Source organism: Streptomyces sp. NPDC049887, from assembly GCF_040656535.1.
Taxonomy (GTDB): Bacteria; Actinomycetota; Actinomycetes; order Streptomycetales; family Streptomycetaceae; genus Streptomyces.
The window spans coordinates 93,133-117,711 of the sequence record NZ_JBFAMM010000011.1 but is presented as its reverse complement, the minus strand read 5'-3'; the positions used below and the strand labels follow the sequence as shown (position 1 = coordinate 117,711).

The 24,579-nt window shown below is 74.0% G+C and carries 17 protein-coding genes and 2 tRNA genes; 16 read left to right on the top strand and 3 right to left on the bottom strand.

The window, feature by feature from the left end; translation table 11 throughout:
- Nucleotides 1-192 precede the first annotated feature (192 nt).
- The 7 genes from AB0J10_RS16145 to AB0J10_RS16115 all read left to right on the top strand — a co-directional run bounded on the left by AB0J10_RS16145 (nt 193) and on the right by AB0J10_RS16115 (nt 7,441).
- Nucleotides 193-1,356 (top strand): acyl-CoA dehydrogenase family protein, encoded by a 1,164-nt coding sequence (locus AB0J10_RS16145; RefSeq protein ID WP_363062106.1) that lies wholly within the window; start codon nt 193-195, stop codon nt 1,354-1,356.
- Entirely contained in the window at nt 1,353-2,303 is a 951-nt protein-coding gene (locus AB0J10_RS16140) for an OB-fold domain-containing protein (RefSeq protein WP_363061947.1), read from the top strand. Before AB0J10_RS16145 ends, AB0J10_RS16140 begins: the two co-directional genes overlap by 4 nt.
- A 1-nt stretch (nt 2,304) precedes the next feature.
- A complete protein-coding gene (locus AB0J10_RS16135; protein WP_363061945.1) occupies nt 2,305-3,420 on the top strand; it encodes an acyl-CoA dehydrogenase family protein in 1,116 nt (371 codons plus the stop codon).
- The gene (locus AB0J10_RS16130; RefSeq protein WP_363061943.1) at nt 3,417-3,842 is read left to right on the top strand and encodes a MaoC family dehydratase; all 426 of its coding nucleotides are present in this window, start codon (nt 3,417-3,419) and stop codon (nt 3,840-3,842) included. Before AB0J10_RS16135 ends, AB0J10_RS16130 begins: the two co-directional genes overlap by 4 nt.
- On the top strand, nt 3,839-5,005 hold the full coding sequence (locus tag AB0J10_RS16125; RefSeq protein WP_363061941.1) for a lipid-transfer protein: 1,167 nt from the start codon (nt 3,839-3,841) through the stop codon (nt 5,003-5,005). The genes AB0J10_RS16130 and AB0J10_RS16125 overlap by 4 nt, the downstream gene beginning before the upstream one ends.
- A 147-nt stretch (nt 5,006-5,152) precedes the next feature.
- Nucleotides 5,153-5,698: a SigE family RNA polymerase sigma factor gene (locus AB0J10_RS16120; protein ID WP_363061939.1), complete on the top strand. Its 546-nt coding sequence runs from the start codon at nt 5,153-5,155 to the stop codon at nt 5,696-5,698.
- Between the two features lie 90 nt (nt 5,699-5,788).
- Nucleotides 5,789-7,441 carry a long-chain fatty acid--CoA ligase gene (locus AB0J10_RS16115; protein ID WP_363062104.1) on the top strand — a complete coding sequence of 551 codons (1,653 nt, stop codon included), beginning with the start codon at nt 5,789-5,791 and terminating at the stop codon, nt 7,439-7,441.
- 570 nt (nt 7,442-8,011) lie between these two features.
- On the opposite strand, the gene AB0J10_RS16110 is transcribed toward AB0J10_RS16115, so the two are convergent.
- Both AB0J10_RS16110 and AB0J10_RS16105 read right to left on the bottom strand, forming a co-directional pair.
- On the bottom strand, nt 8,012-12,160 hold the full coding sequence (locus AB0J10_RS16110; RefSeq protein WP_363061937.1) for a PAS domain-containing protein: 4,149 nt from the start codon (nt 12,158-12,160) through the stop codon (nt 8,012-8,014).
- Nucleotides 12,161-12,488: 328 nt separating this feature from the next.
- Nucleotides 12,489-13,013 carry an SSI family serine proteinase inhibitor gene (locus AB0J10_RS16105; RefSeq protein ID WP_363061935.1) on the bottom strand — a complete coding sequence of 175 codons (525 nt, stop codon included), beginning with the start codon at nt 13,011-13,013 and terminating at the stop codon, nt 12,489-12,491.
- A 234-nt stretch (nt 13,014-13,247) separates the two neighbouring features.
- Here AB0J10_RS16105 and AB0J10_RS16100 point away from each other — a divergent pair.
- The 3 genes from AB0J10_RS16100 (at nt 13,248) to AB0J10_RS16090 (ending at nt 14,472) form a co-directional block, all read left to right on the top strand.
- Nucleotides 13,248-13,338 (top strand) — tRNA-Ser (locus AB0J10_RS16100).
- A 375-nt stretch (nt 13,339-13,713) separates the two neighbouring features.
- Nucleotides 13,714-13,786: transfer RNA gene (locus AB0J10_RS16095), tRNA-Arg, on the top strand.
- A gap of 134 nt (nt 13,787-13,920) precedes the next feature.
- Complete coding sequence (locus AB0J10_RS16090) at nt 13,921-14,472, top strand: hypothetical protein (protein WP_363061933.1); 552 nt, start codon at nt 13,921-13,923, stop codon at nt 14,470-14,472.
- A 305-nt stretch (nt 14,473-14,777) separates the two neighbouring features.
- On the opposite strand, the gene AB0J10_RS16085 is transcribed toward AB0J10_RS16090, so the two are convergent.
- Nucleotides 14,778-15,554 (bottom strand): calcium-binding protein, encoded by a 777-nt coding sequence (locus AB0J10_RS16085; RefSeq protein WP_363061931.1) that lies wholly within the window; start codon nt 15,552-15,554, stop codon nt 14,778-14,780.
- A 446-nt stretch (nt 15,555-16,000) separates the two neighbouring features.
- Here AB0J10_RS16085 and AB0J10_RS16080 point away from each other — a divergent pair, with 446 nt between their 5' ends.
- From AB0J10_RS16080 to AB0J10_RS16055, 6 genes are all read left to right on the top strand, one after another.
- Complete coding sequence (locus tag AB0J10_RS16080) at nt 16,001-16,906, top strand: DUF2797 domain-containing protein (RefSeq protein ID WP_363061929.1); 906 nt, start codon at nt 16,001-16,003, stop codon at nt 16,904-16,906.
- Nucleotides 16,907-17,132: 226 nt separating this feature from the next.
- Nucleotides 17,133-18,128 carry an amidohydrolase family protein gene (locus tag AB0J10_RS16075; RefSeq protein ID WP_363061927.1) on the top strand — a complete coding sequence of 332 codons (996 nt, stop codon included), beginning with the start codon at nt 17,133-17,135 and terminating at the stop codon, nt 18,126-18,128.
- A 206-nt stretch (nt 18,129-18,334) separates the two neighbouring features.
- On the top strand, nt 18,335-19,075 hold the full coding sequence (locus AB0J10_RS16070; RefSeq protein WP_363061925.1) for a response regulator transcription factor: 741 nt from the start codon (nt 18,335-18,337) through the stop codon (nt 19,073-19,075).
- Between the two features lie 3 nt (nt 19,076-19,078).
- Complete coding sequence (locus tag AB0J10_RS16065) at nt 19,079-20,611, top strand: HAMP domain-containing sensor histidine kinase (protein ID WP_363061923.1); 1,533 nt, start codon at nt 19,079-19,081, stop codon at nt 20,609-20,611.
- Between the two features lie 25 nt (nt 20,612-20,636).
- The gene (locus AB0J10_RS16060) at nt 20,637-22,052 is read left to right on the top strand and encodes a bifunctional glycosyltransferase family 2/GtrA family protein (RefSeq protein ID WP_363061921.1); all 1,416 of its coding nucleotides are present in this window, start codon (nt 20,637-20,639) and stop codon (nt 22,050-22,052) included.
- Entirely contained in the window at nt 22,049-24,193 is a 2,145-nt protein-coding gene (locus AB0J10_RS16055) for a glycosyltransferase family 39 protein (protein ID WP_363061919.1), read from the top strand. The genes AB0J10_RS16060 and AB0J10_RS16055 overlap by 4 nt, the downstream gene beginning before the upstream one ends.
- Nucleotides 24,194-24,579 lie beyond the last annotated feature (386 nt).

The following is a 24,579-nucleotide window of genomic DNA, read 5'->3' as shown; positions in this document are numbered from 1 at the left end:
CCGTCCGCCGTTGCGGGAGCGGGGGCGGGACGCGCCGGGCCGTGTCCCCCGCGCGCACGCCTCAGTGGCCGTGGCGTTCCGGAGGGCCCGCGGCGGTGCCCCTCGCCTTGACAGAGCAGGTTATCTGACGGACAGTCAAAAACCTTGCAGCTGTGCCACACCACACCCCGCACCGCCCGGGAGGCCGCCGCCGTGCACCTCGCCCCGACAGAGCGCCAGCAGCGGCTGCGCGCCGAACTCCGCTCGTACTTCCGCGCCCTGATGCCGGACGGTCCCCCGGCCGCCGACGACCACGCCGAACAGCGCAGGCTGCTCCGGCGCATCGGTACCGACGGACTCCTCGGCCTCGGCTGGCCCGTCGAGTACGGAGGGCAGGGACGGGGCGCGGACGAGCAGTTCGTCTTCTTCGACGAGGCGTATCGCGCCGGCGCGCCCGTCTCCATGGTCACGCTGAACACGGTCGGCCCGACGCTGATGACGTACGGGACGGACGAGCAGAGGGCGTTCTTCCTGCCCGGGATCCTCCGCGGCGAGCTCGTCTTCGCCATCGGCTACAGCGAGCCCGGGGCCGGGACCGACCTCGCCGCGCTGCGCACCGGGGCGGTTCGCGAGGGCGGCGACTGGGTCGTCAGCGGTCAGAAGGTCTTCACCTCCAACGCCCAGAACGCCGACTGGATCTGGCTCGCCTGCCGCACCTGCCCCGAGGCGCCCCGGCACCGGGGCATCTCTGTCGTCCTGGTGCCCACCGACTCACCCGGCTTCTCCTGGACCCCGATCAGGACGGTCGGCGGGCTCACGACGACAGCGACGTACTACGACGGCGTCCGGGTGCCCGCGACGAACCTCGTCGGCGAGGAGAACGGCGGCTGGGAGCTGATCACCAGCCAGCTCAACCACGAGCGGGTGGCACTCGCCGCGATCGGCATGCAGGCGGAGGACTTCGCGGCGGCCGCCCTGGAACGGGCCCGCACACCCGACCCGGTGACGGGTGCCCGCGCCATTGACGAGCCCTGGGTGCGTACCAGGCTGGCCGAAGTGCACGCCCGGCTCGCGGCGACACGGCTGCTCAGCTGGCGCCTGGTGGGCGACGTGGGGACCGGGCGGCTCGCCCCCGGGGACGCGAGCGGCGTGAAGTTCACGGCAACCGAGTCGGCCGTCGAGGTGTACCGGATGTGCCAGGAGATCACGGGCGAGTCGGGGCTGGTGAGGGCCGGTTCACCGGGTGCCGTGGGGGACGGGGAACTGGAGCGGATGAACCGTGCCGCACAGATCAACACGTTCGGGGGCGGGGTGAGCGAGGTGCAGCGGGAGATCGTCGCGACGATGCGGCTCGGCATGCGGAGGGGCAAGCGATGAGCGAGGACGAGCTCTATCCGCTGCTGAAGGTGTACGAGGGGCGCGGCGCCTCGACCCCAGGCGTCGGCAAGGATCCGGTGAACGCACCGATGATCAGGCACTGGTGCGAGGCGATGGGCGACCGCAACCCGGCGTACGAGGGACCGGACGCGATCGCTCCGCCGACGATGCTCCAGGCGTGGACGATGGGCGGGCTGTCGGGGCACACCGGTCGCACCGGAGCGCACGACGAGTTGTTCGCGCTGCTCGACGGCGCCGGGTTCGCCGCGGTGGTGGCGACCGACTGCGAGCAGGAGTACCTGCGCCCGCTGCGGCCCGGGCACCGGATCACCTACGACTCGGTGATCGAGACGGTCTCGCCGCGCAAGACGACCAAGCTGGGCGCGGGCTACTTCGTCACGACCAGGATGGACGTCCGGGCGGACGGGGAGCTCGCCGGGGCGCACCGCTTCCGCATCCTCAAGTACGCGCCGGGAGCCGGGCGGGAGCCCCGGCCCCGGCGCCCCCGCCCGGTGGTCAACCGGGACAACGCGGGGTTCTGGGAGGGCGTCGCCCGGCACCGGCTGCTGATCCAGCGCTGCGCGTCCTGCGCGACGCCGCGCTTCCCCTGGCTGCCGGGGTGCGGGGAGTGCGGCTCCGCGGAGTGGGACGCGGTCGAGGCCGACGGTGCGGGGACGGTGTACTCGTACGTGGTGATGCACCACCCGCGCTTTCCCGCCTTCGGCGGTGCCGACGGCTCCTCCCGCGAGGCGCCGGACCCGGACGGGCCCGGTCCGTACGCGGTGGGACTGATCGAGCTGGCCGAGGGCGTGCGCATGGTCAGCAATGTGATCGGGGTGCCGTACGACGAGGTGCGCATCGGGATGCCCGTCCGGCTGGAGTTCCTGAGGGCCGACGAGGAACTGGAGCTGCCGGTGTTCCGGGCCGTCGCGGAAGGGGCGCGATGACATGGACTTCACCCCGACCGACGGGCAGACGGCGGCCCGTGATCTGGCCGCGCGGATCTTCGGAGAGCTCTCCACTCCGGAACGGCTCGCGGCGGCCGGCGCGGGGACGGACGCCGAGCTGTGGAAGGCCCTGGGCGAGTCCGGGCTCATCGCGGCGGTGGAGGACGTCGGACTGCTCGGTCTGGTCCTGCTGCTGGAGGAGCAGGGCCGCACGACCGCGCAGGTGCCGTTCGCGGTGAGCTGTGTCTACGGCCTGCTGGCCCTGTACCGGCACGGCACGGAGGAGCAGCGGGCACGCCTGCTGCCGGCGCTCGGGGCCGGCTCGGCCGTGGCGACCGGCGCCTTTCCGGGGACAGGCGCGGTGCGGGCCGACGCCCTGCCCGGCGGGGGAGCGGCGCGGGCCGGCGGCGACGGCCGGCTGACCGGGACGACGGGGTGGGTGCCCTGGTTGCGGGACGCCACGCACGTCCTGGTGCCGGACGCGGACCGGAGCCTCTGGCTGGTGCGGGTGGCGGACGCGGCGACCGTCCCGGTGGAGACGACCGCCCCCTGGGCCGCGGCCGTGCTCCGGCTGGACGGCACACCCGCCGAACGGATCGGAAGCGACGGGGCGTACCGGGATGTGCTCGCCGCCGCCAGAGTCGCCTTCGCCGGTCTCCAGGCCGGGGTCTGCGCGGGTTCGCTCGCCCGGGCCGTCTCCCACACGTCCGTGCGGGAGCAGTTCGGGCGCCCGCTCTCCACCCGGCAGGCGGTCCAGCTCCGGGCGGCCGACGCCCATATGGACACGGAGGCGATCCGGGTCACCGCGTACGAGGCGGCATGGCGGTTCGACGAGGGGCTGTCCTGCGCCACCCAGGCGCTCACGGCGGGGTGGTGGGCGTCCGAGGCCGGACGACGGGTCGTTCACACCGGTCAGCATCTGCACGGCGGTGTCGGCGCCGATCTGGGCCACCCCGTCCACCGGCACTTCCTCTGGGGCCGCCAGATCGACGCCCATCTGGGCTGCGGCGCCCGGCTGCTGGACGAACTCGGCGCGTTGCTGGCCGGTCGGGGGCGAGTTGAGGGCCAGTGGCGCGAGGAGCCGGCGTCACACCAGGAGAGGGAGACGACGTCATGAGCGCGAGCGGTACCGCGGCCCGCGGCCCGCGTGCGGGCGACGAACTGCCCCCGCTGACCGTTCCGATCACGCGCACGCTGATCGTCGCGGGGGCCATCGCCTCCCGGGACTACCAGGACGTGCACCATGACGCGGAACTCGCCCGGGAGAAGGGCGCGCCGGACATCTTCATGAACATCCTGACGACCAACGGTCTCGTCGGGCGATACATCACCGACCGCTTCGGCCCGGCGGCCGTGCTCCGGAAAGTGGTGATTCGCCTCGGCGCGCCCAACCACCCGGGCGACACGATGACGTTGACCGGGACGGTCACCGAGGTCGACGGGGACACGGCCGTGGTGCGGGTGGTCGGCTCGAACGGCCTCGGCCGTCACGTCACCGGCACGGTGACCGTCGGCCTGCCCGGGAAGGAGGCGGAATGAGCCTGCACAGGGCCGACTCGCTCGGTGGCCGTGCAGCCGTGGCCGGTATCGGCGCGACGGAGTTCTCCAAGGACTCCGGGCGCAGTGAGCTGGGGCTGGCGGCCGAGGCGGTGCGGGCCGCGATCGACGACGCCGGCCTCTCCCCCTCCGACGTCGACGGCATGGTCACGTTCACCATGGACACGAGCCCCGAGATCACCGTCGCCCAGGCGGCCGGGATCGGCGAGCTGTCGTTCTTCTCCCGCGTCCACTACGGCGGCGGCGCGGCGTGTGCGACCGTGCAGCAGGCGGCCCTCGCCGTGGCCGCCGGGGTCGCCGAGGTCGTCGTCTGCTACCGGGCGTTCAACGAGAGGTCGGGCCGCAGGTTCGGATCGGGGGTGCAGCGGCGCGAGCCCTCGGCGGAGGGGGTGGCCCTCGGCTGGAACCTGCCGTTCGGGCTGCTGACGCCCGCGTCCTGGGTGGCCATGACGGCCCAGCGCTACCTCCACGCCCACGGGTTGACTCCGGAGGCGTTCGGGCCGGTGGCCGTGACCGGCCGCCGGTACGCTGCCCGCAACCCGGCGGCCTACTTCCACGGAAGGCCCATCACCCTCGACGACCACGCGGCCTCGCGCTGGATCGTCGAGCCGTTGCGGCTGCTGGACTGCTGCCAGGAGACCGACGGCGGCCAGGCTCTCGTCGTGACCTCCGTCGAGCGGGCCAGGGACCTTCCGCACCCGCCGGCGGTGGTGGTCGCCGCGGCCCAGGGCGCGGGCCGCGCCCAGGAGCAGATGACCAGCTACTACCGCGACGATCTCACCGGACTCCCCGAGATGGGCGTGGTGGCCCGGCAGCTCTGGCGGACCTCGGGGATGGGCCCCGCCGACATCGACGTCGCCATCCTCTATGACCATTTCACACCTTATGTACTGATGCAGTTGGAGGAGTTCGGCTTCTGCGGGCGGGGTGAGGCGGCGGCGTTCGTCGCGGCGGACACGCTCCCCCTGAACACCCACGGGGGGCAGTTGGGCGAGGCGTATCTGCACGGCATGAACGGCATCGCGGAGGCGGTCAGACAGCTGCGGGGCACCTCCGTGAACCAGACCGCCGGGGCGGCCCGCGCCCTGGTCACGGCCGGTACGGGCGTCCCGACGTCGGCACTGGTACTCGGGACGGACGGTTGAGCCGGTGACCCGCGGACCCTGAGCCGGAGCAGAGGCATCCTCCACCCACAGGAGGTGGGGCCCGCCTCACCGCTACAACCTGAGGCGGATCCGGGTTCGGGACCTGGGGCCGATCCGGGTGGGAGGCGCCGCTCCTAGCGTGGAGCCATGACCACGCCAGTCTGCACGACCGCTTCCAGCGCCGCCGTGCCGCCGACCTCCTGCATGTCGTTCTCGTCGTACGTACGGGCGCGGGGGCCCGTACTGCTGCGGACCGCCCGCTCCCTCACGGCCAACCCGAGCGACGCCGAGGACCTGCTGCAGACCGCGCTCGCCAAGACCTACGTCGCCTGGGAGCGCATCGAGGACCACCGCGCCCTCGACGGGTACGTCCGCCGCGCGCTGCTCAACACCCGCACGTCGCAGTGGCGCAAGCGCAAGGTGGACGAGTTCCCCTGCGACGAGCTGCCCGAGCCCTCCGGGGCCTCCCCGGTCGACCCGGCCGAGCAGCAGGTGCTGCACGACGCGATGTGGCGTGCGGTGATGCGGCTCCCGGACCGGCAGCGCGCGATGGTCGTCCTCAGGTACTACGAGGATCTCAGCGAGGCCCAGACCGCCGAGGTGCTGGGTGTCTCCGTGGGCACGGTCAAGAGCGCGGTCTCCCGTGCGCTCGGGAAGCTCCGTGAGGACCCGGAGCTGTCCCCGGTCCACTGAGCTTTCTTACCCGGGGGTAGTGACATACCGATTGGTATGTGCGCAGAATCTGCACACACCTTGGAGCTGTGCGCCCACCGGGAGGACGCCGTGCTGAGCACCATGCAGGACGTACCACTGACCGTCACCCGCATCCTGAACCACGGGATGACGATCCACGGAAGTTCACAGGTCACCACGTGGACGGGCGAGGGCGAGCCGCACCGCCGCAGTTACCGTGAGATCGGCGAGCGCTCGGCGCGGCTGGCCCACGCGCTGCGCGACGACCTCGGAGTCACCGGTGACGAACGGGTGGCGACCCTCATGTGGAACAACGCCGAGCACGTCGAGGCCTACTACGCGATCCCCTGCATGGGCGCGGTCCTCCACACGCTCAATCTGCGACTGCCCGTCGAGCAGCTGGTGTTCATCGTCAACCACGCCGCCGACCGGGTCGTGATCGTCAACGGTTCGCTGCTTCCGCTGCTCGCGCCCCTGCTGCCGCACCTGCCGACCGTCGAGCACGTCGTGGTCTCGGGCCCCGGCGACCGGTCGGTGCTGGACGGCGCCGCCGCCCGGGTCCACGAGTACGAGGAACTGCTCGCCGGGAAGCCGGCCACGTACGACTGGCCGGAGCTGGACGAACGCTCGGCGGCCGCCATGTGCTACACCTCCGGCACCACCGGCGACCCCAAGGGCGTGGTGTACTCGCACCGCTCGATCTATCTGCACTCCATGCAGGTCAACATGGCCGAGTCGATGGGTGTGACGGACGCCGACACGAGCCTGGTCGTCGTCCCCCAGTTCCATGTCAACGCCTGGGGCCTGCCCCACGCGGTGCTGATGACCGGTGTGAACATGCTGATGCCGGACCGCTTCCTGCAGCCGGGTCCGCTCGCCGAGATGATCGAGACCGAGCGCCCCACCCACGCCGCTGCCGTACCCACCATCTGGCAGGGACTGCTCGCCGAACTCACCGCCAAGCCGCGCGACGTGAGCTCCCTCACCCAGGTCACCATCGGAGGCTCGGCCTGCCCTCCGTCCTTGATGGAGGCGTTCGACGCGCTCGGCATGCGCGTCTGCCACGCCTGGGGCATGACCGAGACCTCGCCACTGGGCACTGTCGCCCGGCCGCCTGCCCATGCGGTCGGCACGGAGGCCGAGTTCGGCTACCGGCTCACCCAGGGCCGCTTCCCGGCGGGCGTCGAGGCGCGGCTGCGCGGGCCGGGCGGGGAGTTCCTGCCGTGGGACGGCGAGTCCGCGGGCGAGCTGGAGGTGCGCGGTCCCTGGATCGCGGGTGCGTACTACGGCGGAGCGGCCGGCGAGCCGCTCCGGCCGGCCGACAAGTTCAGCGAGGACGGCTGGCTGAAGACCGGTGACGTCGGGGTCATCGGCCCGGACGGCTTCCTCACGCTCACCGACCGTGCCAAGGACGTCATCAAGTCGGGCGGCGAGTGGATCTCGTCCGTGGAGCTGGAGAACGCGCTGATGGCGCACCCGGAGGTGGCCGAGGCCGCCGTCGTGGCCGTACCGGACGAAAAGTGGGGCGAGCGCCCGCTGGCGGCGGTGGTGCTGAAGGACGGCTCGACCGCCGACTACGCGTCGCTGAAGGAGTTCCTGGCCGGGCACATCGCCAAGTGGCAGTTGCCGGAACGCTGGGCGATCATCCCGTCCGTGCCGAAGACCAGTGTCGGCAAGTTCGACAAAAAGGTCATCCGCCGGCAGTACGCGGACGGCGAGCTGCAGGTCACCGAAGTGCGCTAGGCACTCACGGTGTTCGGGCGCGGCCCGGTGCGCGAGGCGTACCGAGCCGCGCCGCGTCCGCGCCGGGTGGCGTCCGCCGCACGCCGTGGCCGCTTGGTGCGCCGCCGGTCCGCGCGGTCGCGTCCGCGCGGGAACCCGGGCATCTTCGCTGTTCGGCGGTGGAAGGGCGCGCCCGGGGCTGCCCCATCCGCGCCCGGAACTCCTCACGCTCCAGGGGCCGTTCGTCGAGCGCGGGGCCAGCTGGAAGCCGTGCTCCACGCAGATGCGCTCCGGTCCGTCGGGGCGCGGCGGCGGCGAAGCGCCGGCCCCCGGGCGGCGAGACCGGCGACCGCCGGTGCCCGCGTCGAACGGTGGTCCGGCCCCCGCACCCGTGTCGGCGCCGCATCGGGCGGCCTTCGCCCCGCCGCGACGCCCGGCACGACGGCTCGCGGTGTCGCCGCATCGACCGGGCAGATCACCACCGGGTCGATCCGGTGCCTTGCGATCTCTCCGCCGGCCCGGAGGGCCGAGGGAGACCCCGTCCGCGGGACCCCGCTCCCCGACGGTCCACTCCGACCCGACGACGTCCTACTAGTTGGTCCCGATCTTCGCCAGCAGGTCCACGATCCGGCCCTGGACCTCGGCGTTCGTGGAGCGCTCGGCCAGGAAGAGGACGGTCTCGCCCGAGGAGAGCTTCGGCAGCTCCGCCTGGTCGAGCCCGGCCGAGGTGTAGACGACGAGCGGGGTGCGGTTCAACTGCCCGTTCGCGCGCAGCCAGTCGATGATCCCGGCGCGGCGGCGGCGCACCTGCATCAGGTCCATCACCACCAGGTTCGGCCGCGTCTGCTGCGCGAGCGCCACCGCGTCCGCGTCGGTCGCGGCCCGCGCGACCTGCATCCCACGGCGCTCCAGCGTGGCCGTCAGGGCGGCCGCGATGTCGGCGTGCTGTTCGATCAGCAGTACGCGTGACGGATGCTGTTCGCTGTCGCGCGGCGCCAGGGCCTTCAGCAGCACGGCGGGGTCGGCTCCGTACGCGGCCTCGCGCGTGGCCTGGCCCAGTCCGGCGGCCAGCAGCACGGGGACCTCGGCGGCCACCGCGGCCTGGCGGAGCGACTGCAGCGCGGTACGGGTGATCGGCCCGGTCAGCGGATCGACGAAGAGCGCGGCCGGGAAGGCGGCGATCTGCGCGTCGACCTCCTCGCGGGAGTACACGATCACCGGCCGGTAGCCGCGGTCGCTCAGCGCCTGCTGCGTGGCGACGTCGGGCGCCGGCCACACCAGCAGCCGGCGCGGGTTGTCCAGCGGCTCGGGGGGAAGCTCGTCGTCCTGGGGAAGCGGCGCCGGCCGGTTGGCGACCTCGACCGCGCCACCCGGGCCGTCCAGCGGCTCCGGGCCCTCCGCGCCCTCGTCCGGGGCGCCGATCGCGTACGCCCGCCCCTCGGTGGGCGCACCGAGCCGCGGCGACGGGCCCGGGGCGGTGGCGGGTCCCGGCTGCGGCTGTGGAAGGAGCCGCGCGCCCGTCTCGGAGACCTGGTGTCCGGCCTCCTGCCGGGTGGCCAGCTTGCGGCGGCGGCCCGAACCCGGCGTCGGGTTCTGGGCGGCGGCCTGCGGCAGCGCCACGGCCGGCGTGGCCTGTCGGTTCGGCTGCTGCGCGATCTGCTGGGCGAACGGCACACCCTGACCGAGCGTGCGCACGCTGAACGCCCGGCCCTGCGAGGCGTCGGGGTCGACCGGCTCGGCAGCGGGCACCGGTGCGGCGGTTCCCGGCGCGGGTGTGGCAGTCCCGGCCGCCGGAGTCGGCGCCTCGGCGGGCAGCGGCTGGGCGGCCCGACGGGCCTGGGCGGGCGGCTCGGCCGGGACCGGGGCCGCCGGGGGCAGCGGTACGGAACCGGTGTCACCGGAGGGCGCCGCGTTCGCGGCGGGACCGGGGACGGGCGGCTGGGCCGGGACCGGTCCGGGTGCGGCGGGCGGTACCGGGCCGGCGGATGTCACCGGGCCGGCGGGTGGGATCGGGGGCGGCGGGGTCGCGGGGCCTGCCTGTGCGGGGACGCCCGGCCCGGCCGTCCCGCCCTCGGCCACGGGTGCCACAGGTCCGGGTGCGGCGGGTGTCACGGGAGCGGTGGCCGGGACCGGTCCGGGTGCGGCGGGCGGTACCGGGCCGGCGGGTGGGATCGGGGGCGGCGGGGTCGCGGGGCCTGCCTGTGCGGGGACGCCCGGCCCGGCCGTCCCGCCCTCGGCAGGGCGCGCACGCCGACGTCCGGTCGGCACGGGATGCGGCTGCGGGGGCGTGTGGGCGGCTTCCGGCTCAGGACGCCCCTGGTCGTGGCGGCCCTCGTCCACGGGTGCGGCCACGGGGTTGCGGTCGGCCTCGGCGGGCGGCAGCGCGAACGGGCCGCGCGGCTCCTCGGCGGGGGCCGGCCGGTCGTTGCCGGTCGCGAGTGCCCGCCGACCCCGGCGACCGCCCTGCTGCGCTCCGGACGCGGTTCCCGTGGTGGCGGGCTCCAGTGCGGCGACGCCCTGGCCGCCGGACTGTCCGCCGTGCGGGTCCGCGGTCCGCCCGGTGGCCGCCGGACTGTCCGGGGCCGTGCCGCCCGACGGCAGCGCGGGAAGCGCCGCCTGGGCACGCCGGGCCCGCCGCCCGGTGCCCTGCGGGGACGCGGCTTCCGGGCTCACACCCTGGGGCGGCACGGTGTCGCCCAGCGCGGGACGGCCCGCACCGGCCTCCGCCGCGGTCACGACGGAGCCGCCCTGCGCGGCCGGGAGAGCGGCCGGCTCGGCCTCGGCCGGGCTCGGCCGGCCACGACGACGGCCCGTGCCGCCGCTCGCCGCCCCGGGCTCGCCACCGGTGCCACCGGCCGTGTCACCTTCCGTACGTGCCCGGCGCCGCCCGGAGGGTTCGGCGGCGGGTGCGCCGTCGGGGCCCACCGGGCTCTCCAGGAAGGCGTCCGTCGAGGCCCGGCGCGCGCGGCGTCGCCCGCCACCGGACGTGGCCTGCGCCGGGAGGGCGGCCGGCGCCTGCTCCGGGGCCGCCGCCGGTGCCACCGTTCCGGCCCCGTTGCCGAGCGGCACCTCCAGGACGTAGGCGCTGCCGTTCATACCCGGCACTTCGTGCGTCTGCAGCACGCCGCCGTGCGCGGTCACGATGCCCCGGACGATGGGCTCGTGCACCGGATCGCCGCCGGAGTAGGGACCGCGCACCTCGATCCGTACGACTTCGCCGCGCTGCGCCGCCGCCACCACGATGGTCGAGTCGACGTAACCGGCGCCCGGCACCACCCTGGCCTTGCCCGTCGAGTCGATGCCCGCGACATCGGCGACCAGATGGGCCAGTGCCGTCGCCAGCCGTGCGCCGTCCACCTCGGCCTCGATCGGCGGCGCGTGGACCGCGAACTGCGCCCGCCCCGGGCCGATCAGTTCGACCGCGCCCTCGACACCGGCCGCCACGACCGCGTCGAGCAGCACGACGGCCTTGTCCAGCTGCTCCGTGCCGGCGTCCAGCCGCTGGAAGCCGAGGACGTTGTCGACCAGGGTCGTCATCCGGGAGTAGCCCGCGGACAGGTGGTGCAGGATCTGGTTGGCCTCCGGCCACAGCTGTCCGGCCGGGTCGGCGGCCAGCTTCCCGAGCTCGCCGCGCAGTTCCTCCAGGGGACCGCGCAGTGCCTCGCCGAGGACCGCGGCCAGCTGGGCGTGCCGGGCGGCCAGGGAGGCCTCCCGCTCCTCCCGGCTCTCGATCTCCGCGGCGTACTGCTCGGTCCGGTCCGCGACCTCAGCGGTGTGCTTCTCGGTCAGCTCCGCCAGCTCGGCCGCGTGCCGCTCGTCCCGCTCGGCCATGTCGGTCGCGTACTTCTCGTCGCGCTGCGCGATGTCCGTGCTGTACTTCTCGTCCCGTTCGGCGAGCTCCGCGGCGTGGCGCTCCGCCTGCTCCTCGTAGGGCCGCCGGTCGGTGAAGGTCATGACCGCGCCGACCAACTGCTCCCCGTCGCGCACCGGCGCGGTGGTCAGGTCGACGGGCACGCGTTTGCCGTCCTTGGCCCACAGCGTCTGGCCGCGGACCCGGTGCTTGCGCCCGGACTTGAGCGTGTCGGCGAGCGGGGACTCCTCGTACGGGAACGGCTCGCCGTCCGGGCGCGAGTGCAGGATCAGCGGGTGCAGCTCCTTGCCACCGAGGTCGCTGGCGCGGAAGCCGAGGATCTGGGCGGCGGCCGGATTGACGAGGACGACGCGGCCGTCGGTGTCCGTGCCGACGACGCCCTCGGCGGCGGCACGCAGGATCATCTCGGTCTGCCGCTGGGAGCGCGCGAGTTCGGCCTCGGTGTCGACCGTGCCGGACAGGTCGCGCACGACGAGCATCAGCAGTTCGTCGCCGGTGTAGCCGCCACCTCCGACGCCGGGTGGGTCGTACGCCTCACGGCCGTCCTCGAGGCTGGCGCTGGTCACCTCCACCGGGAACTCGCTGCCGTCCGTGCGGCGCGCGACCATCCGGGTCGGCTTCGTGCGGCCGCGTTCGTCGGCGGAGTCGGGGCGGCGCATCGAGCCGGGGATGAGCTTGGAGTCGAACACCGGCAGCAGGTCGAGGAGCCCGCGACCGACGAGCGCGGTGCCGGGGGCCTCGAACATCTCGAGGGCGATGGTGTTGGCGTTGACGACCGTGCCGTTGCAGTTGACGAGGACGAGCCCGTCCGGGAGGGCGTCGAGTATGGCGGCGAGGCGAGCAGCGCCTCGGGATGGCCTGCTGCTCACGACGACGCTTCCTCCCTGACCTACAGCATCTTGCGGCGGACGGCCGGGGCGGCTTGCCCTCGCGGCCGCAGCCTGTCACTGGAGGGAGTCTAAGGGCTGGGGATGCGGCCGCGGCGGTGGATGAGGGGGAGCTCTCACCGAGGTTCTGTGTACACACAGTCGCTCCCGGCCCTCTGAGAGGCCCCCTGACCTGCGCGTGGCGGGACCGCCGGGAGCGCCGGGCGCCGTCGTGGGGCGTCAAGCGGGCGTGGGCGGGGGCGTTGGCCGAAACCCCGGGACGGGTTACGCCGGGCCTCGGGACAGGGGGCCGTCCGGGTGGGGCGGGGTGTCACACCGGGGTGGTACGGGCGTCGCCCCGGCGTGCGGTCGGCAGAACCGGTTCCAGGGTCTCCCAGCGGCGGATCTCGCAGCCGTTGGTGCGGTCGAAGGTGGCGTCGACGTCGCGGCCGCGCCAGGTCCCGGTGATCCGCGCGGTGGCGGGGCCGCCGTGCTGCATCGTGCACATGGTGTCCTCGCCGACCGGACTGAACGGGTCCTGCCGATCCGTGGCGAACTCGGCCAGCCGGTCGCAGGCGGCCTCCGCCTCGGGGTGCGAGCCGCCCGCCGGACCGCCCGCCGCGCCGCACGTCAGCTCGTACGTGCCGTCGGCCTGGGGGTTCCCCGTCTCCGAGGTGGTCACGGTGAGCCGGTCACCGGGCGCGGAGCGGTCCGACGGCTCCGGCTGACCGGGTTGGAGCAGCGGCAGCGGGATCGGCGTGTGCGGGGCGGCACCCGCGGTGGGCACGGCGGTGGTCAGCGCGGCGAGGGAGGCTGTGGCCGTCGCGGCGACGGTGAGGACGAGGCGGCGCAGCATGCGTACTCCTGGAAGCGAAGGTTTGGGGGCGGAGCCCCGCTTCGGGGGACGGCGTCCCGGCATCTCTAACGCTCCGCGCGCCGGGGCGTTGCGCAACCCCGGCTGGGCCGATCGGGGTGTGAGCGCGTCTTTGCCCAGGAGCCCACGCGCCTAGTACCGTGGGGAGCGATTGGTGACACCCCACCCGGCTGTGTCATCATCTGCACGCACCACCCGCGACCGCGCGGGTGTGCTGGAGGCGTCGCCTAGTCCGGTCTATGGCGCCGCACTGCTAATGCGGTTTGGGTCTTAAAGCCCATCGAGGGTTCAAATCCCTCCGCCTCCGCACCATTATCGAAGCCCCGGCCCGACGGCCGGGGCTTCGGTCGCTCCCGGTGCGTGTCCGGCGATTCCGGCGGCCGCCCCGGCCGTGCTCCCGGCGCGCGGCGTCCTCTGCCCCTTCGTCGGGGTCGCACCGGGCTCGCGCGATCTCCCTCTCTCGGCACCCGGGGCCCGTCTCCGATGCTCCCGGCCGGCGCACGGGTGATCCGCGCGCTTCCGCATCGCTGCGGTGGGCGGACCCCAGCGGTGGGCGTCCGTACGGCCGTCCGGGTGTTTGTGCAGGTCAGGCAGGGTGCGGCTAATGGATTTCGCCTGACGGCGCAGGTCATGTAATGTTGTTCCCGCAACGCCGACCGGGCCGAAAAGCCCGGGCAGACAAGCACTCGTAGCTTAACGGATAGAGCATCTGACTACGGATCAGAAGGTTGCAGGTTCGAATCCTGCCGAGTGCACATCGGACCAGAGGCCCTGTGGAGTGATCCACAGGGCCTCTGGCTTTCGTCTCGACGTCGGTGCGGAGGTGTCCGGCGGTCCGGCCAAGGAGGCCCTGATTCGCTGGGCCGGCCCCTCGCCAGGATCCCGGCTCATGGACATCAGGGGCGGGGAATCCTCACATCGGGGGACGGAGCGCGGTGCGACCGCCGAGTTCGTCCATCGACCGACGGTCGCTGACTTCGAGGAGGCGTTGCGTGCTCGAGCCCGTCGGACACCGGCGGGCCGGGCCCAGGCGCTCATGGCGCCGCTGCTGGCGGCAATCGCCGTGGGCGTCTTCTCGGCCCTTCACGACACCGCGCCGCCCGTGTTGATCGTCTCGCTGGTGCTTTCCGTGGCGGTCGCGTCCTGGGGCACCGTGCGAGGGCTGCGCACAATGGCCCGCAGGATGTTCAGCGTCGTGGAGCCGTACGGGCAGTTCCGCACGGTTGCCGACGAGCGCGGCGCGGTCAGCAACGGTGAGCGGATGTCCTACACCGTGGACTGGGCTGTGTTCCGGGAGTACCTGGAGACGCCCGGGCTCTCCGTGCTGCTGGGCGGCGACCGCGCGGCCGGAGTCGCGGTACTCCCCAAGCGGGGCGCCCAGAGTGCCGCGGACGTGGATCGGCTCCGGGCGATCCTGGACCGGAACCTGAAACGGCTCTAGACAGCCACCCGGCCGGGCCGTCGCCGTCCGGATCGTCGCCGTCGCCCCGGCGGAGCGTCCCCGACGAGATCGAACGCCGAGCGCTGCGAGTCGCGCCGTGCGAAGGCGCGGGTGTCCATGGCCGATCGAATCGGTCCGTGGCGGAGTACTTCCATGATCATGCGGGCGTCGGAGCCCTGCTCGGGACGGCCGCCCTCCGAGGTGATGCCGTTGGCCACGGCGCTCCCCCGGAATCCGCGGACGGCCGGCACCGCCAGTCCCTGAAGGGGCGTCATGCCCATGGCGGCTGACGACCCGTTCCGGGCTCAGTCATTGCAGCCCGGGCCACGGCTCGGGTCGACGCAGGTGTTGATTCCGGATCCGCCGTTGTTGCGGTTCGTGCCCGAGCCGCCGTCCAGGGTGTCGTCGTCGGCCTCCCCGAAGAGCTGGTCGTTGTCCGCGCCCCCGTAGAGCTCGTCGTTGTCCCGTCCGCCGCGGAGCTCGTCGTTGCCCCTTCCGCCGAACAGGGCGTCGTTGCCCAGGAAACCGGAGAGCCGGTCGTTGCCCGAGTCGCCGTGGAGCTCGTCGTTGCCCGATTCGCCGCGGAGTTCGTCGTTACCGGGCCCGCCGTGGAGTTCGTCGTTGTCCCAGCCGCCGAAGAGCTGGTCGTCGCCCTCGCCGCCGAAGAGCTGGTCGTTGTCCCGGTCACCGTTGAGAGTGTCGTTGCCCGGGCCGCCGCAGATGAGGTCGTTCCCCCCGAGTCCGTAGACCGTGTCATTGCCTCCGAGGGCGAAGATCACGTCGTTGCCGGGGGTCCCGAAGATGACGTCGTTCCTCTCGGTGCCCACTTTGGTGGGTCTGGCGTCCTCACAGGTCGAGCCGCCCGAGGATTTCGTCGCAAGGGACGTGGTCGAGGCCGTCGATTCCAGGGTGCGCCCCGGTGGCCCGGGTGCCGCCGCCGTCGTGGAGGCGGAGAAGACGAGCAGTCCCCCGATGACGAGGACGACGAGCGCGGACAGCGACCGGGTACCGGCGCGTCGGCCGGAGCGACCGGCGTGAGCCGTCTTCGACCGGGCGTCCCCGAACGGGCTGGACTCGAACATGGCTCGGCTGTCTCCTTGGCGAGGTGGGCAGCTGTCCCCCACAGCAAGTCACACCCGCGCCCGGTCCGCTCCCGCAGATCCCGCCGGCCCGTACCCCTCACGGGACCTTTCCGCAGGTCAAAGCGGTGCATCGGGTCACCGGAAGCACTCCTTCGGCCCCCACCCGCACGGGCCCCTCGGGTGGCGGAGACCCGCCCGGCGAAGCCGGCTGTGCCCGGGGCCGGCGCCTGCCCCGTCCGATAGCGTCCCCGTGGGGCCTCGAAGCGTCCGGTGCGGATGCCGACGGACGATCGGGCCGGAGCCGCGGATCAGAAGGTGGCGGGTTCGAATCCTGCCGGGTGCCGGGTGCCGGGTGCCGGGTGCCGGGTGCCGGAGCCGGGAGACCTCCGCGAAATGCGCCGAGATCCGGGGGCTCTCACGTGAGACGTGCTGGAGGAGTGCGGGGCATGGGCGACGAGCGGTGGCGGTGCCGGGGGTTGAGCTGGGGGCGGGGGACCCCCGAGCTGCGGTGGGTGCGCGGTGCGCAGACGCGGACGAGCCGGCTCGCTCCCGGCCGGGAGATCGGCTTCCGGGCCGTCGGGGTGCGGCACTGCGCCGGGGCGCGGGGCCATGTCTGCCCGCTCGGGGCCGTGGTGCCCGGCAGGAGCACCGGCGGGCAGTGCCCGGAGTGCGCGCGCCTGGACCGTGCGCACTCGGTGGCCGCCGACACCGTCGCCGACGATCCGCGGACGTTCCGGGTCTATCTGGCCTGGTTCGGGCCCGGGATGGTGAAGGTAGGGATCACCGCTGAGGAGCGAGGCGCGGCGCGCCTGCTGGAGCAGGGGGCGGTGGTGTTCTGCTGGCTGGGCCGCGGGCCCCTGATGGCGGCGCGGCGCACGGAGGAACTGCTGCGCTCGGCGCTCGGCGTACCGGACCGGGTGCCCTACACGCGCAAGCGGGCGGTGCGTCCCGTGCTTCCGGCCGCCGCGGACGATCGGGCCGCCGAGGTCGTGGCGCTGTACGAGCGGGCCGTGTCGCTTCCGGGGTGGCCCGAGGCGTTGGAGCGGGCCGGGTTCGAGGTGGTCGACCACGCCCGGGAGTTCGGGCTGGAGTGCACGGTGCCGCCCGGCGCCGCGGCCGCGGCACCCGCGGTTCTGCGAGTGGTGCGGGAGCTGGTGGACGGCGGGGTCGTGGCCGGACGGCTCGTCGCGGCCGCGGGCCCCGATCTGCACCTGGGCAGCGGAGACGGCCGGGTGACGGTCCTCGACACCCGCCTGATGTCCGGCTGGGAGCTCGTCGCGGCCGATCCCCGCTCCGTGGTGTCCGTGCCGGTGGACGAGCTGCCGACGGGTGTCCAGGACGGGCTCTTCTAGCCGCGTCCTGATCCCGGTCCCGGTGCGGCCGGCCCCGGTGCGGCCGGCCCCGGTACGGCCGACCCCGGTACGCCCGGCCCCGGTGCGGGGCCCGGTTCGGACGCTACGCGGCGTTCGCCTGCCCTGCCCTGCGTCTGCGTCCGGGGCCGGGCCTACCGGGGCCGGTCCTACCGGGGCCGGGGCCGGGGCCTGGACAGTCCCGCCGTGCGCGTCGGAGGGTGTGGGCATGAGCGATCAACCGGTGACGGCACGGAACCGCCCCACCTCCCCCTGCTGTGCGCCGGATGCGGGGGCAGCGGCCCGGGGGGCGGCGGCGGGACCCTCCGGCAGCCCGGGCCCGGACGGCACCGAGGCCCTGGCGGTACGGGCGTTCTGGCAGCGGCTGGGGCTGCCCGGACTCATCGACGTGCACACCCACTTCATGCCCGAGCGGGTCCTGGACAAGGTGTGGGCGTACTTCGACTCCGCCGGACCACTGACGGGCATGGCGTGGCCGATCACCTATCGCGCGGAGGAGGGCCGACGGATCGCGCTGCTGCGGGAGTTCGGGGTGAGGCACTTCACGTCCATGCTGTACCCCCACAAGCCTGACATGGCGGAGTGGCTGAACGGGTGGGCCGCGGACTTCGCCGCCCGGACGCCCGACTGTCTGCGGACGGCGACGCTCTACCCCGAGGCGGGCGTCGAGCGGTACGCCCGAACCGCCGTGGAGAGCGGGGCCCGGGTGTTCAAGGCGCATGTCCAGGTCGGTGCGTACGACCCCAACGACGCCCTCCTCGAACCCGTGTGGGGCCTGCTCGCCGAGGCGCGCGTTCCGGTGGTGATGCACTGCGGGTCCGGGCCGGCGCCCGGCAAGTACACCGGGCCCGAGCCGGTGGGACGCCTCCTGGCGCGCCATCCTCGACTGCGGCTGGTCGTCGCCCACATGGGGATGCCGGAGTACACGGACTTCCTGGACCTCGCCGAGCGCCACCAGGAGGTGCGCCTGGACACGACGATGGCCTTCACCGACTTCAGCGAGCGCTTCAGCCCGTTCCCGACGGCCGAGCGGGCGCGGCTCGCGGACCTGGGGGACCGCGTGCTGCTCGGGACCGACTTCCCCAACATCCCTTACCCCTACCTCCACCAGCTCCGGGCCCTGGATCGGTTGGAGCTCGGCGACGACTGGCTGCGCGCGGTCTGCCACGGGAACGCTGCCGCGCTGTTCTCCACCGGCCCGTGACGCCCGCCCGTCCCTGCCCCTCCCCCGTGCCCGCTGCCCCTCCTCGTCCCCGTCCCCGCCCCCGTCGGTCCGTGGCCGTCTTCGGCGTCGCCCACCCGTGGCGCCGTGCATCGGTGCCGATCGCCCACGTCGGACAGTGACGGTTCTCAGGGAATTCACAGGGAAGCGCAAGGCCCCTCTCACCGCGCCGCCCCAGAGTGGGCGGCATGACGACGACCACGGCCCGGGGACGGCCCGGACTGCGCAGGACCGGCGGCGGCCCCGTACGGGTCCTCGTCGTGGACGACGAGGCATCCCTCACCGAACTGCTCTCGATGGCCCTGCGCTACGAGGGCTGGGAGGTGCGCAGCGCCGGCGACGGGGCGGGTGCCGTGCGCGCGGCCCGCGCCTTCCGGCCCGACGCCGTCATCCTCGACGTGATGCTGCCCGACCTGGACGGGCTGACCGTTCTCGGCCGGATCCGGCGCGAACACCCCCACGTGCCGGTGCTGTTCCTGACGGCCAGGGACGCCGTCGAGGACCGGATCGCCGGTCTCACGGCGGGCGGTGACGACTACGTGACCAAGCCGTTCAGCCTGGAGGAGGTCGTGGCACGGCTGCGCGGGCTGATCCGGCGTGCCGCGACGGTGGCCGCCGCGAGGGACGAGCCGCTGCTCGTCGTCGGTGACCTGACGCTCGACGAGGACAGTCACGAGGTGACCCGGGGCGGCACGTCGATCCACCTCACGGCGACGGAGTTCGAGCTGCTGCGCTATCTGATGCGCAACCCCCGGCGGGTTCTCAGCAAGGCGCAGATCCTGGACCGGGTGTGGTCGTACGACTTCGGCGGTCAGGCCAATGTGGTGGAGCTCTACATCTCCTATCTGCGGCGCAAGATCGACGCGGGACGCACCCCGATGATCCACACCCGGCGCGGTGCGGGATATCTGATCAAGCCCGGTGACTAGGGCGTGAAGAACGGCGGCTCGCGCGGCGGATGGTCGCTGCGGACCCGGCTCGTGGTGTCCGCGGTGGCCCTCATCGCGGTGGTCGCGGCGGTCATAGGCACCGTGACGACGCTCGCACTGCGCACCTACCTGTACGGCCAGAAGGACGAGCAGCTCCGCGGCGTCGCGCTGCGGGCGGCCGGTCCGCCTCCGGGCGCCCCGGGCGGCGGTCCGCGGGCGCCGGAGCCCCTGCGGTTCGTCACCGGCGGCGGCGCGCCGCTCGGGACCGTCGGCGCGCAGGTCGCGGCGGACGGCGACCTCGGCGGCGGGGTCGTCTCCACCCAGCAGGACTCGGACGAGCTGGGCCCACGGGTCACCGACCGGGCCCTGACCGGGGCGGAGAAGGCCGCGCTCACCGGCGTGCCGCGGGACGGACGGCCGCACACCGTGGAACTGCCGGGCCTCGGCGACTACCGCGTCGAGTACCGTGCGGGCGGAAACGGCGCGTTCCTCGTCGGCGTTCCCCTGGCCGAGGTCCACAGCACCCTGACCACGCTCGTGGTCGTCGAGATCTGTGTGACCGCCGCCGGGCTGGTCGCCGCCGGACTGGCGGGCGGCGCCGTGGTCGGGGTCGCGCTGCGCCCGCTGCGGAGGGTCGCGGCGACCGCCACCCGGGTCTCCGAACTTCCCCTGCACAGCGGCGAGGTGGCGTTGCACGAGCGAGTGCCCGAGGCTGAGGCCGACCCCGGCACCGAGGTCGGCCGGGTCGGCGCCGCGCTCAACCGGATGCTCGACCACGTCCATTCAGCCCTGCACGCGCGGCAGGAGAGCGAGACGCGGGTGCGGCAGTTCGTGGCGGACGCCGGTCATGAGCTGCGCACCCCCCTCGCGTCCATCCGCGGCTACGCCGAGCTGACCCGGCGCGGTCGGGAGCGGCCCGGGCCCGACACCCGGCACGCGCTCACCCGGATCGAGTCGGAGGCCACCCGGATGACGGGGCTGGTGGAGGATCTTCTGCTGCTGGCCCGGCTCGACGCGGGGCGGCCCCTGGCGTACCGGAGCACCGACCTGCCGCCGCTCGTCGTCGACGCGGTGAGCGACGCCCGGGCTGCGGGACCGGAGCACGTCTGGCGCCTGGAACTCCCGGAGGCGCCCGCCGTGGTGCGGGCCGATCCGGAGCGGCTGCAGCAGGTGCTGGTCAATCTGCTGGCCAACGCCCGTACGCACACTCCGCCGGGCACCACAGTCACCGCGGCCGTGCGGTCGCTGGAGTGCCGGACGGCGGTCGTGCTGGAGGTCCGGGACGACGGTCCGGGCATTCCGCCCGCCCTGCTCCCGCACGTCTTCGAGCGCTTCGCGCGCGGCGACGCCTCCCGTTCCCGGCACGCGGGCAGCACCGGACTCGGGCTCGCGATCGTGCACGCCGTGGTCACGGCGCACGGCGGAACCGTCGGCGCGGCGAGCGCGCCGGGACGCACCGTCTTCACCGTGCGGCTGCCGCTCGTACGGGAACCCGGGGACTCACAGACGGCGCACAGCCTCGGCACACGGCGGTGACAGCGGCCCCGTCGAGAGTCGGTCCATGCGAACCGACACCCCGGCGGGCACCACCGCCACGGGCACCCTGCCGGCACGGGAACATCTGCCCGTGGGCGCGGCGGGCCCGCCCGTGCTGGACGTGGTCATCCCCGTCTTCAACGAGGAGAAGGACCTGGAGCCGTGCGTGCGCCGGCTCCACGACCATCTCGCCGCCACCTTTCCGTACGGCTTCCGGATCACCGTCGCGGACAACGCCAGCACCGACCGCACACCCCGGGTGGCGGCGGCGCTCGCGGCCTCCGTCCCCGGAGTCCGGGCCCTCCGTCTGGAGCAGAAGGGGCGCGGCCGTGCGTTGCGGGCCGTGTGGGCGGCGTCCGACGCGCCCGTGCTGGCCTACATGGACGTCGACCTGTCCACCGACCTCAACGCGCTGCTGCCCCTGGTCGCCCCGCTGATCTCCGGGCACTCGGACCTGGCCATCGGCTCGCGGCTCGCGCGTTCGTCGCGGGTGGTGCGCGGGGCGAAGCGGGAGTTCGTCTCCCGTACGTACAACCTGATCCTGCGCGGTTCGCTGGCCGCGCGGTTCTCGGACGCGCAGTGCGGGTTCAAGGCGATACGGCGCGAGGTCGCCGAGCGCCTGCTGCCGATGGTCGAGGACACCGGCTGGTTCTTCGACACGGAGCTGCTGGTGCTGGCCGAGCGGGCAGGGCTGCGTATCCACGAGGTGCCCGTGGACTGGGTCGACGACCCGGACTCCACCGTGCACATCGTGCGCACGGCCGTCGACGACCTGAAGGGCGTGCTGCGGGTCGGACGGGCGCTGGCGGTCGGGGCGCTCCCCCTGGACCGGCTCGCACGGCCGTTCGGCGACGACCCGAGGGACGGCCGGATCAGCGGAGTCCCCGGCGGGCTGGCCCGTCAACTGGTCGGCTTCTGCGCGGTCGGCGCGCTCTCGACGCTCTGCTACCTGCTGCTGTACTCGGTGTTCCGTGCCGGGGCGGGGCCGCAGCCGGCGAACGCCGCCGCGCTGCTGCTCTCGGCAGTCGCCAACACGGCGGCGAACCGGCGCCTGACCTTCGGTGTGCGCGGCCGCGAAAGGGCGGTGCGCCACCAGGCCCAGGGGCTGGTGGTCTTCGGCATCGGTCTCGCCCTCACCAGCGGTTCCCTGGCCGCGCTGGACGCCGCGGCCGGCAGTCCCTCGCACGGCACCGAGCTGGCCGTCCTGGTCGTGGCGAACCTCGCCGCCACCCTGCTGCGCTTCCTGCTCCTCCGCGCCTGGGTCTTTCCCGACCGCCGAGCGCTGCCGCGCCCGCGCCCCACGGGCGTGAGCGCTGCCGATGCCGGTACGGACGGCGCGGCTCCGGACGTCCGTACCGCCGGCACGGCACTCGACGCCGGTACGAACGGCGCGGCTTCCGACGCCCCTACCGCCGGCACGACCACGGGAGACCGACGATGACGACCGCACCGCACGACGCCTGCGCACCCACCGTGAGCGCGGACCCGGAACCGCCCCGGACGCCGCCGCGACCCGGCCGGGCCGCTCGCGTGTGGCGGGGCCGTGCGGAGGACCCGGTCTGGGCGCGGCCCGCCCTGATCGCCCTGCTGGCGCTGACCGGCGTGCTGTACCTGTACGACCTGAGCGCCTCCGGCTACGCCAACTCCTTCTACTCCGCGGCCGCCCAGGCGGGCGGCGAGAGCTGGAAGGCGTTCTTCTTCGGCTCGTCCGACGCCGCGAACTCCATCACCGTCGACAAACCGCCCGCCGCGCTCTGGCCGATGGCGCTGTCGGTACGGCTGTTCGGGCTCGGGTCGTGGCAGATCCTGGTGCCCGAGGTGCTGATGGGCGTGGCGGCGGTGGCCGTCGTCCATGCGGCCGTCCGCCGTCGCTTCAGCGCGGCGGCGGGGCTGATCGCGGGCGCGGTGCTTGCCCTGACGCCGGTCGCCGCCCTGATGTTCCGCTTCAACAATCCGGACGCGCTGCTGGCGCTGCTGACGACCGTGGCCGTGTACTGCGTGCTGCGCGCACTGGAGGCCGCCCGTACCGGATGGCTGGTGTGGGCGGGCGTGGCGGTCGGGTTCGCGTTCCTCACCAAGACCCTGCAGGCGTTCCTCGTGCTGCCGCCGCTCGCGCTCGTGTACGCGGTGTGCGCGCCCGCTCCCGTGCGGCGCAGGATCGGCCAACTCGCCCTCGCGGGGGTGGCGCTGATCGTCTCCGGAGGGTGGTGGGTGGCGATCGTCGAGCTGTGGCCGGCGGCCTCCCGCCCGTACATCGGCGGTTCCCAGAACAACAGCTTCCTCGAGCTCACCTTCGGCTACAACGGCCTCGGCCGCATCAGCGGCAACGAGGTCGGCAGCGTCGGCGGCGGTGGGGGCGGCGGCCGACAGGGCGGCTGGGGGGAGACCGGCATCGGGCGGATGTTCGGCGACGGTGTCGGAGGCCAGATCTCCTGGCTGCTGCCCGCCGCACTCGTCCTGCTCGTCGCGGGCCTCGTGGTGACCCGGCGCGGCGGCAGGACCGACACCGCGAGGGCGGCCTTCCTCGTCTGGGGCGGGGCGTTGCTGACGACGCTCCTGGTCTTCAGTTTCATGGCCGGGATCTTCCACGAGTACTACACGGTGGCACTCGCCCCGTACATCGCGGCGCTCGTCGGAATGGGCACCACCGTGCTGTGGGAGGAGCGCGGGCACCCCGCGGCCCGTGCGGCGCTGGCCGGCGCGGTGGCGGTGACGGCGGTCTGGGCCTGTGTCCTGCTCGGCCGCACCGCGGACTTCGTGCCGTGGCTGCGCGCGGCGGTGCTGGTGGGCGGGCTCGTGGCCGCGGTGGGACTGCTGTTCGCCGGGAGGCTCGGGCGAGCGCTCGCGCTGGGCGCGGCGGGCCTCGGGCTCGCGGCATCGCTGGCCGGGCCGGTGGCGTACACCCTGTACACACTGGGCAGCGGCCACCAGGGCTCGATCGTGACGGCGGGACCGGTGTCCGCGCGTGGTGGGCCTGGAGGCGGCCGTCCCGCGCTGGACGGCGGCGGGACGCCGCCGGGCGTGGGGGACGGAGGCGGCCGGGGCCCTGGGCAGGGGCTCGGCCAAGGCCAAGGCCAACAGCCGGGCCAGGACGGGACCGCGGGGCAGGGCCAGGGGCCGGGTCAGGGCGTACCCCCCGGTCCCGGCCAGAACCACGGCCAGGGCCAGGGCCGCCAGGCGCGGGGCGAAGGGCCCGCCGGTGCCGGCGGGGCGGGCGGTCTGCTCGACGGGCCGGACGTCGGTTCCGCCGTCGTCGCCAGGCTGACGGAGAACGCCTCCGCCCACACCTGGGTGGCCGCCGCGGTCGGCTCCCAGAACGCGGCCGCGTACCAACTGGCCACCGAGGAGCCGGTCATGGCGATCGGCGGCTTCAACGGCAGCGACCCGTCGCCGACGCTCGCCCAGTTCCGGCAGTACGTGGCCGCCGGCAGCATCCACTGGTTCATCGACGGCGGCGTCGGCGCCCGGGGAGGGGGCCCGGGGGGCGGCAGCAGCGCCGAGATCCAGGACTGGGTCCGGGCGAACTTCACGCAGGTCACCGTGGGGGACACCACCCTGTACGACCTCACCTCGGCGCAGTAGCGCCGAACGGCGCGAGGGCGAGCCTCGTACGGTGCACGGGAAGCCGTCCCGTGCACCGTACGCGCTCGACGACCACTACCCCGAGGCAAAGGGCGCGACCCGGTGGGTGCCTCAGCCCACCGGGATGTTCGAGGACGCGGCGAGGACGCGGCGAGGACGGGGCCGCCCGGGGTGGGAACACGGTGGGGGAAACGCCGGAACGGAATCCCGACCACGTCCTGGAGCCGGTCATCGCGGGCGTCGAGGCGACGGCGGAGCGCGCGGGACGCACCGGTGCCCCTGGCGCACCCGTAACCCTGAGCGCACCGGGAACCCCGGGAACCCCGGGAACCCCGGAACCCCGGGAACCCCGGCCCTCGTTGACCGACCTGCGTCCTGCCCGTGCG

What these genes read in the sequence shown, in the direction of transcription:
- AB0J10_RS16140 (WP_363061947.1), top strand. Translation starts at nt 1,353, where the DNA reads ATGAGCGAGGACGAGCTCTATCCGCTGCTGAAGGTGTACGAGGGGCGC.
- AB0J10_RS16135 (WP_363061945.1), top strand. Translation starts at nt 2,305, where the DNA reads ATGGACTTCACCCCGACCGACGGGCAGACGGCGGCCCGTGATCTGGCC.
- AB0J10_RS16130 (WP_363061943.1), top strand. Translation starts at nt 3,417, where the DNA reads ATGAGCGCGAGCGGTACCGCGGCCCGCGGCCCGCGTGCGGGCGACGAA.
- AB0J10_RS16125 (WP_363061941.1), top strand. Translation starts at nt 3,839, where the DNA reads ATGAGCCTGCACAGGGCCGACTCGCTCGGTGGCCGTGCAGCCGTGGCC.
- AB0J10_RS16120 (WP_363061939.1), top strand. Translation starts at nt 5,153, where the DNA reads ATGACCACGCCAGTCTGCACGACCGCTTCCAGCGCCGCCGTGCCGCCG.
- AB0J10_RS16105 (WP_363061935.1), bottom strand. Translation starts at nt 13,013, where the DNA reads ATGCTGCGCCGCCTCGTCCTCACCGTCGCCGCGACGGCCACAGCCTCC.
- AB0J10_RS16090 (WP_363061933.1), top strand. Translation starts at nt 13,921, where the DNA reads ATGGACATCAGGGGCGGGGAATCCTCACATCGGGGGACGGAGCGCGGT.
- AB0J10_RS16085 (WP_363061931.1), bottom strand. Translation starts at nt 15,554, where the DNA reads ATGTTCGAGTCCAGCCCGTTCGGGGACGCCCGGTCGAAGACGGCTCAC.
- AB0J10_RS16080 (WP_363061929.1), top strand. Translation starts at nt 16,001, where the DNA reads ATGGGCGACGAGCGGTGGCGGTGCCGGGGGTTGAGCTGGGGGCGGGGG.
- AB0J10_RS16075 (WP_363061927.1), top strand. Translation starts at nt 17,133, where the DNA reads ATGAGCGATCAACCGGTGACGGCACGGAACCGCCCCACCTCCCCCTGC.
- AB0J10_RS16070 (WP_363061925.1), top strand. Translation starts at nt 18,335, where the DNA reads ATGACGACGACCACGGCCCGGGGACGGCCCGGACTGCGCAGGACCGGC.
- AB0J10_RS16060 (WP_363061921.1), top strand. Translation starts at nt 20,637, where the DNA reads ATGCGAACCGACACCCCGGCGGGCACCACCGCCACGGGCACCCTGCCG.
- AB0J10_RS16055 (WP_363061919.1), top strand. Translation starts at nt 22,049, where the DNA reads ATGACGACCGCACCGCACGACGCCTGCGCACCCACCGTGAGCGCGGAC.